We start from the raw sequence: 790 nt of genomic DNA on the forward strand, positions 1-790 counted from the left end.
CCTCCAGAGGTAGTCCAAGATTTCTGCCGCACCCCCAGGTGGTCAGTCATCAGCTGGCATCTCTCAGAGTGGGTGATGAAGCCACAAATCCCACCTGCGGCGCTCTCCGCTTAGCCCCTGAGGGCGGAGAAACAGATGCCGGCCTACGTTCGAGATGGTGGAAATCCATCCTGGGAGAAATCGCTCGGCGCCACCCTGTCGTTTTGCACAAGGCGCGCACCATGACTAAATCAAACGCCCGACAGCCGTCCCGCCCGCCGTAGAGGCGAGGCCTGGTGGTCGTGGATCAGCCTCCGGGCAAAACATCGAGCAGAGTCGTGCCGGATGGGACGGGAAGCGAACACCGGGTTTCCTGGCACGCCGGACATCGGGACTGATGCGGCGCAGACCGAGGAGGGCGAGGGGGACGAGAGCGCCAGGCAGTGATCAGTACGTGGCTGGGAGCGGCCCTGGCGGCCGCCCCCAGCCGACGGTCTACTTTTGAGGCTTACCTAGGTGCTGGCGTACTGCGTCGGCGCTGACGCCGACAGCCGCGACTGCCTCACGGAGCTTTTCCTCAGAGATCCCAAGGGCCTGAGTCCAGTAGCGGACCTCATGGTCCTCATTCACGTTGATTCGTGCGCGGTCCTGCGCACCGCGGTTGGTGGTGTCGTCTGGCATTCGAGGTCTCCTTACTTCGGGTTCTGAGGAGTTGCTGGGCTGTCGGGCGCTCCGCGCTCGTTCCCCGTTGTCACGTTCGGCCCATCGTTTGGACCGATCGGACCTTCGCCGCCCGGCTCGATCTTCGAAG

General features: G+C 63.7%; 1 protein-coding gene. It reads right to left on the bottom strand.

Features of this window, described 5'->3' with window-relative positions; translation table 11 throughout:
* Positions 1 to 474: 474 nt before the first annotated feature.
* On the bottom strand, positions 475 to 660 hold the full coding sequence (locus AC1D3B_RS36215; RefSeq protein WP_478195476.1) for a DUF3606 domain-containing protein: 186 nt from the start codon (positions 658 to 660) through the stop codon (positions 475 to 477).
* Between the last annotated feature and the right edge of the window lie 130 nt (positions 661 to 790).

The organism is Variovorax sp. P5_A3, from assembly GCF_056400665.1.